Annotated in this window: 2 tRNA genes and 3 rRNA genes; all 5 read right to left on the bottom strand. The window is 45.2% G+C overall.

Annotated features, from left to right (window positions below):
* Window positions 1-248: 248 nt before the first annotated feature.
* Window positions 249-358 (bottom strand): 5S ribosomal RNA (gene rrf / locus BMX42_RS14420).
* A 158-nt stretch (window positions 359-516) separates the two neighbouring features.
* Window positions 517-3,399: ribosomal RNA gene (locus BMX42_RS14415) — 23S ribosomal RNA — on the bottom strand.
* Window positions 3,400-3,554: 155 nt separating this feature from the next.
* Window positions 3,555-3,628 (bottom strand) — tRNA-Ala (locus tag BMX42_RS14410).
* A gap of 91 nt (window positions 3,629-3,719) precedes the next feature.
* A tRNA-Ile gene (locus BMX42_RS14405) sits at window positions 3,720-3,793 on the bottom strand.
* Window positions 3,794-3,889: 96 nt separating this feature from the next.
* Window positions 3,890-5,403 (bottom strand): 16S ribosomal RNA (locus tag BMX42_RS14400).
* Together the 16S, 23S and 5S rRNA genes with 2 tRNA genes alongside form the textbook arrangement of a ribosomal RNA operon.
* Window positions 5,404-5,914 lie beyond the last annotated feature (511 nt).

The following is a 5,914-nucleotide window of genomic DNA, read 5'->3' as shown; positions in this document are numbered from 1 at the left end:
TTCAAATCAATTTAATTACTACAACGAGGTCGTGTGTTTCGCTATATCTTTTATTTTGTTGTAGCGTTTTGTCTTGAGGAAGCTAAAATAGATAAGCAACAAAATAAAAGGATGCCGCTTCACCCACTAACGCGTAGGTTTTCATAAGATACAAACTGCTATAAACAAAAATATCGTCTCGTTATTCTAACGAGACGATATATAGGTAAAAAAAAAGCCTCAATCTAAAAGATTGAGGCTTTAATAAAAGAAGGCGGCGACATACTCTCCCACATAACTGCAGTACCATCTGCGCAGTTGGGCTTAACTTCTCTGTTCGGAAAGGTAAGAGGTGAGCCCCAACGCAATAACCACCTTAATGGTTTGTTACATTCAATGCATTTTCTGCATTAATCATAACAGCTCCGATAAATCGGAAGCAAATATCTTAACATACTGAGATAAAAATAATAAAAGTATAAAAACGATTCTTTCTGTGAAAGAATTTCGCTCCTCCCGATTGCTCGGGAGGAACATTACAATAAGCTTACGGGTTATTAGTACTACTCGACTATGACATTACTGCCTTTACATCTATAGCCTATCAACGTAGTCATCTCCTACGACCCTTAAAAGAAATCTCATCTTGTGGTGGGTTTCGCGCTTATATGCTTTCAGCGCTTATCCCTTCCAAACGTAGCTACTCTGCGGTGCTCCTGGCGGAACAACAGATACACCAGAGGTTTGTCCAACTCGGTCCTCTCGTACTAGAGTCAGATCCACTCAAATTTCTAACGCCCACAGTAGATAGAGACCGAACTGTCTCACGACGTTCTGAACCCAGCTCGCGTGCCACTTTAATGGGCGAACAGCCCAACCCTTGGGACCTTCTCCAGCCCCAGGATGTGACGAGCCGACATCGAGGTGCCAAACCCCCCCGTCGATATGAGCTCTTGGGGGAGATCAGCCTGTTATCCCCGGCGTACCTTTTATCCTTTGAGCGATGGCCCTTCCATGCGGAACCACCGGATCACTATGCTCTACTTTCGTACCTGATCGACCTGTATGTCTCTCAGTCAAGCTCCCTTATGCCATTGCACTCTACGCACGGTTACCAAGCGTGCTGAGGGAACCTTTAGAAGCCTCCGTTACTCTTTTGGAGGCGACCACCCCAGTCAAACTACCCACCAAACAATGTCCCCCCATTGGGGGTTAGGCCTCAGACAAGTAAAGGGTGGTATTTCAACAATGACTCCACAACGCCTAGCGACGCCGCTTCAAAGTCTCCCACCTATCCTACACATCACGTGTCCAAGGTCAATATTAAGCTATAGTAAAGGTGCACAGGGTCTTTTCGTCCCACTGCGGGTAAGCGGCATCTTCACCGCTACTACAATTTCACCGAGCTCATGGCTGAGACAGTGTCCAGATCGTTACACCATTCGTGCAGGTCGGAACTTACCCGACAAGGAATTTCGCTACCTTAGGACCGTTATAGTTACGGCCGCCGTTTACTGGGGCTTCATTTCAATGCTTCTGATTGCTCATAACATCTCCACTTAACCTTCCAGCACCGGGCAGGTGTCAGGCCCTATACTTCATCTTACGATTTTGCAGAGCCCTGTGTTTTTGATAAACAGTCGCCTGGACCTCTTCACTGCGGCCCTCATTACTGAGGGCGACCCTTCTCCCGAAGTTACGGGTCTATTTTGCCTAATTCCTTAGCCATGAATCTCTCGAGCACCTTAGGATTCTCTCCTCAACTACCTGTGTCGGTTTACGGTACTGGTACTTATAATCTAAGTTTAGAAGTTTTTCTTGGAAGCCCTTAGGCGCACTATCCCATTGTCCGAAGACTCCGAGTACTATCGTATTTCCCCAAAACCCGCGCATTTGACTACGGGTCCTATAGGTAGGTACTTCAACGAACTATTCCGTCAGTTCGCGGCGCTTTCATCACTCCGTCACTCCATCACAATTATAAGTAGTACGGGAATATTAACCCGTTAGCCATCGACTGTCCCTTTCGGGTTCGCCTTAGGACCAGACTAACCCGCAGCTGATTAGCATAGCTGCGGAAACCTTAGTTTTTCGGTGTGCGGGTTTCTCGCCCGCATTATCGTTACTTATGCCTACATTTTCTTTTCTAAACAGTCCAGCATGACTCACATCACACCTTCGACCCAGTTTAGAATGCTCCCCTACCACTTGACTCAAAAGTCAAATCCATAGCTTCGGTAATACACTTATGCCCGATTATTATCCATGCTCGTCCGCTCGACTAGTGAGCTGTTACGCACTCTTTAAATGAATGGCTGCTTCCAAGCCAACATCCTAGCTGTCTGGGCAGACAAACCTCGTTATTTCAACTTAGCGTATATTTGGGGACCTTAGCTGATGGTCTGGGTTCTTTCCCTCTCGGACTTGGACCTTAGCACCCAAGCCCTCACTGCTGGTAAACATTATATAGCATTCGGAGTTTGTCAGGAATTGGTAGGCGATGAAGCCCCCGCATCCAATCAGTAGCTCTACCTCTATATAACTATAACCCAGCGCTGCACCTAAATGCATTTCGGGGAGTACGAGCTATTTCCGAGTTTGATTGGCCTTTCACCCCTACCCACAAGTCATCCGAAGACTTTTCAACGTCAACCGGTTCGGACCTCCACTGTGTGTTACCACAGCTTCATCCTGCCCATGGGTAGATCACACGGTTTCGCGTCTACCATTACTGACTAAAGCGCCCTATTCAGACTCGCTTTCGCTACGGATCCGTGACTTAATCACTTATCCTCGCCAGCAACGGTAACTCGTAGGCTCATTATGCAAAAGGCACGCCGTCACACCACTTGGATGCTCCGACCGCTTGTAGGCGTATGGTTTCAGGATCTATTTCACTCCGTTATTCACGGTTCTTTTCACCTTTCCCTCACGGTACTGGTTCACTATCGGTCTCTCAGGAGTATTTAGCCTTAGCGGATGGTCCCGCCAGATTCACACAGGGTTTCACGTGCCCCGCGCTACTCAGGATACCACTATCGTTATCTTCTCTTACTTATACGGGACTATCACCCTCTTTGGTTAACCTTTCCAGGTTATTCTAATTCAATCCGCAACAAATGTCGTGGTCCTACAACCCCAATATTGCCGTAACAACATTGGTTTGGGCTAATCCGCGTTCGCTCGCCACTACTTACGGAATCACTTTTGTTTTCTTCTCCTCCGCCTACTTAGATGTTTCAGTTCAGCGGGTTCACTCTCCTATCGGAGTAACATGTCTTCAACATGTTGGGTTGCCCCATTCGGATATCTACGGATCAATTCGTGTGTGCCGATCCCCGTAGCTTTTCGCAGCTTATCACGTCCTTCATCGCCTCTGAGAGCCAAGGCATCCCCCATACGCCCTTATTTTGCTTATTGTATTCTTATAATGAGCAAATTGTTTATTAATAAACAATTTATTATATGTTTTTTTTTGCCAGTTTAGTGCTGTGCGCAACTAAACTAACGTGTTTTTCTACTTTTTGTATTTTATCTCAATATGTCAATGAACTTTTATGCTAAAATAGCATTCGTGGAGAATATCGGAGTCGAACCGATGGCCTCCTGCGTGCAAGGCAGGCGCTCTAGCCAGCTGAGCTAATCCCCCATTTATTCAGTAAGCAGTTAACAGTTCTCAGTTAACAATACTTAAAACGTGGTAACCCAACTTCTAAAATTTCCTTTAAAAACAAAATTTGTAGTCCCGCCCAGACTCGAACTGGGGACCCCTACATTATCAGTGTAGTACTCTAACCAGCTGAGCTACGAGACTCTGTTTTGTTTTTTTATTATTTGAACTAACAGCAAGAGTAAATTCTCTTATTTTATATTATAAATTGAAACCTAAATGACTATCTTTTGTCTCTAGAAAGGAGGTGTTCCAGCCGCACCTTCCGGTACGGCTACCTTGTTACGACTTAGCCCTAGTTACCAGTTTTACCCTAGGCAGCTCCTTGCGGCGACCGACTTCAGGTACCCCCAGCTTCCATGGCTTGACGGGCGGTGTGTACAAGGCCCGGGAACGTATTCACCGGATCATGGCTGATATCCGATTACTAGCGATTCCAGCTTCACGGAGTCGAGTTGCAGACTCCGATCCGAACTGAGACCAGTTTTGAAGATTCGCTCCTTATCACTAAGTGGCTGCTCTCTGTACTGGCCATTGTAGCACGTGTGTGGCCCAAGGCGTAAGGGCCGTGATGATTTGACGTCATCCCCACCTTCCTCACAGTTTACACTGGCAGTCTCGTTAGAGTTCCCGACATGACTCGCTGGCAACTAACGACAGGGGTTGCGCTCGTTATAGGACTTAACCTGACACCTCACGGCACGAGCTGACGACAACCATGCAGCACCTTGAAAAACGTCCGAAGAAAAGTCTGTTTCCAAACCTGTCGTTTCCCATTTAAGCCTTGGTAAGGTTCCTCGCGTATCATCGAATTAAACCACATGCTCCACCGCTTGTGCGGGCCCCCGTCAATTCCTTTGAGTTTCATTCTTGCGAACGTACTCCCCAGGTGGGATACTTATCACTTTCGCTTAGCCACTCAGATTGCTCCGAACAGCTAGTATCCATCGTTTACGGCGTGGACTACCAGGGTATCTAATCCTGTTCGCTCCCCACGCTTTCGTCCATCAGCGTCAATATATTAGTAGTAACCTGCCTTCGCAATTGGTATTCCATGTAATCTCTAAGCATTTCACCGCTACACTACATATTCTAGTTACTTCCTAATAATTCAAGTTTAACAGTATCAATGGCCGTTCCATCGTTGAGCGATGGGCTTTCACCACTGACTTATTAAACCGCCTACGGACCCTTTAAACCCAATGATTCCGGATAACGCTTGCATCCTCCGTATTACCGCGGCTGCTGGCACGGAGTTAGCCGATGCTTATTCATACAGTACCGTCAAGTTCCCTCACGAGGGAGTGTTTCTTCCTGTATAAAAGCAGTTTACAATCCATAGGACCGTCTTCCTGCACGCGGCATGGCTGGATCAGGCTTGCGCCCATTGTCCAATATTCCTCACTGCTGCCTCCCGTAGGAGTCTGGTCCGTGTCTCAGTACCAGTGTGGGGGATCTCCCTCTCAGGACCCCTACCCATCGTTGCCATGGTAAGCCGTTACCTTACCATCTAGCTAATGGGACGCATACTCATCTTTTACCGTTGGAACTTTAATAATCAAATGATGCCATTCGAAAATACTATGAGGTATTAATCCAAATTTCTCTGGGCTATCCCTCTGTAAAAGGTAGATTGTATACGCGTTACGCACCCGTGCGCCGGTCTCAGTTACCGAAGTAACCTACCCCTCGACTTGCATGTGTTAAGCCTGCCGCTAGCGTTCATCCTGAGCCAGGATCAAACTCTTCATCGTAGATTTTTTAAGATATCGCTATCTAATTTATTTTATCGACGATAATCATTTTGCTAGGTATTCAATTCTTTATAATACTCGAAAAAGATTTACTCTTATTCTTATATGCTGTCAATCCAATATGTCTATGAACTTGTTCTCTTATCTTAATTTGTTCGCCTTAACTTCGAGCGTTGCTCTCTGTGTTAGCGGGTGCAAAAGTAGAACCTTTTTTTTAATTACCAAAACTTTTTGAAACTTTTTTTTGAGAAAATTTTCATCCCGTTTTAATCAATCATTATTTGTAAGAACTCCCTCTCTTGCGGGGTGCAAAGATAACATCTTTATATTTTAATTTCCAAATCTTTTTTTATCTTTTTTCAAAAATATTTTTTCCGATTTGCTTATCATTATATAAAGAACTTCTCTCTCATTGCGGGTGCAAAACTAGCACTTTAATTCGAAATTCCTAACATAAACTTAATCTTTTTTTAAAGTATTTTGTTATCTTTTGTTTTACAGGAAGTTACAA

It is taken from the genome of Flavobacterium terrigena, from assembly GCF_900108955.1.
GTDB classification, from domain to species: Bacteria; Bacteroidota; Bacteroidia; order Flavobacteriales; family Flavobacteriaceae; genus Flavobacterium; species Flavobacterium terrigena.
The sequence above is the reverse complement of the archived record's forward strand: the minus strand, read 5'-3'. Positions and strand labels throughout refer to the sequence as shown.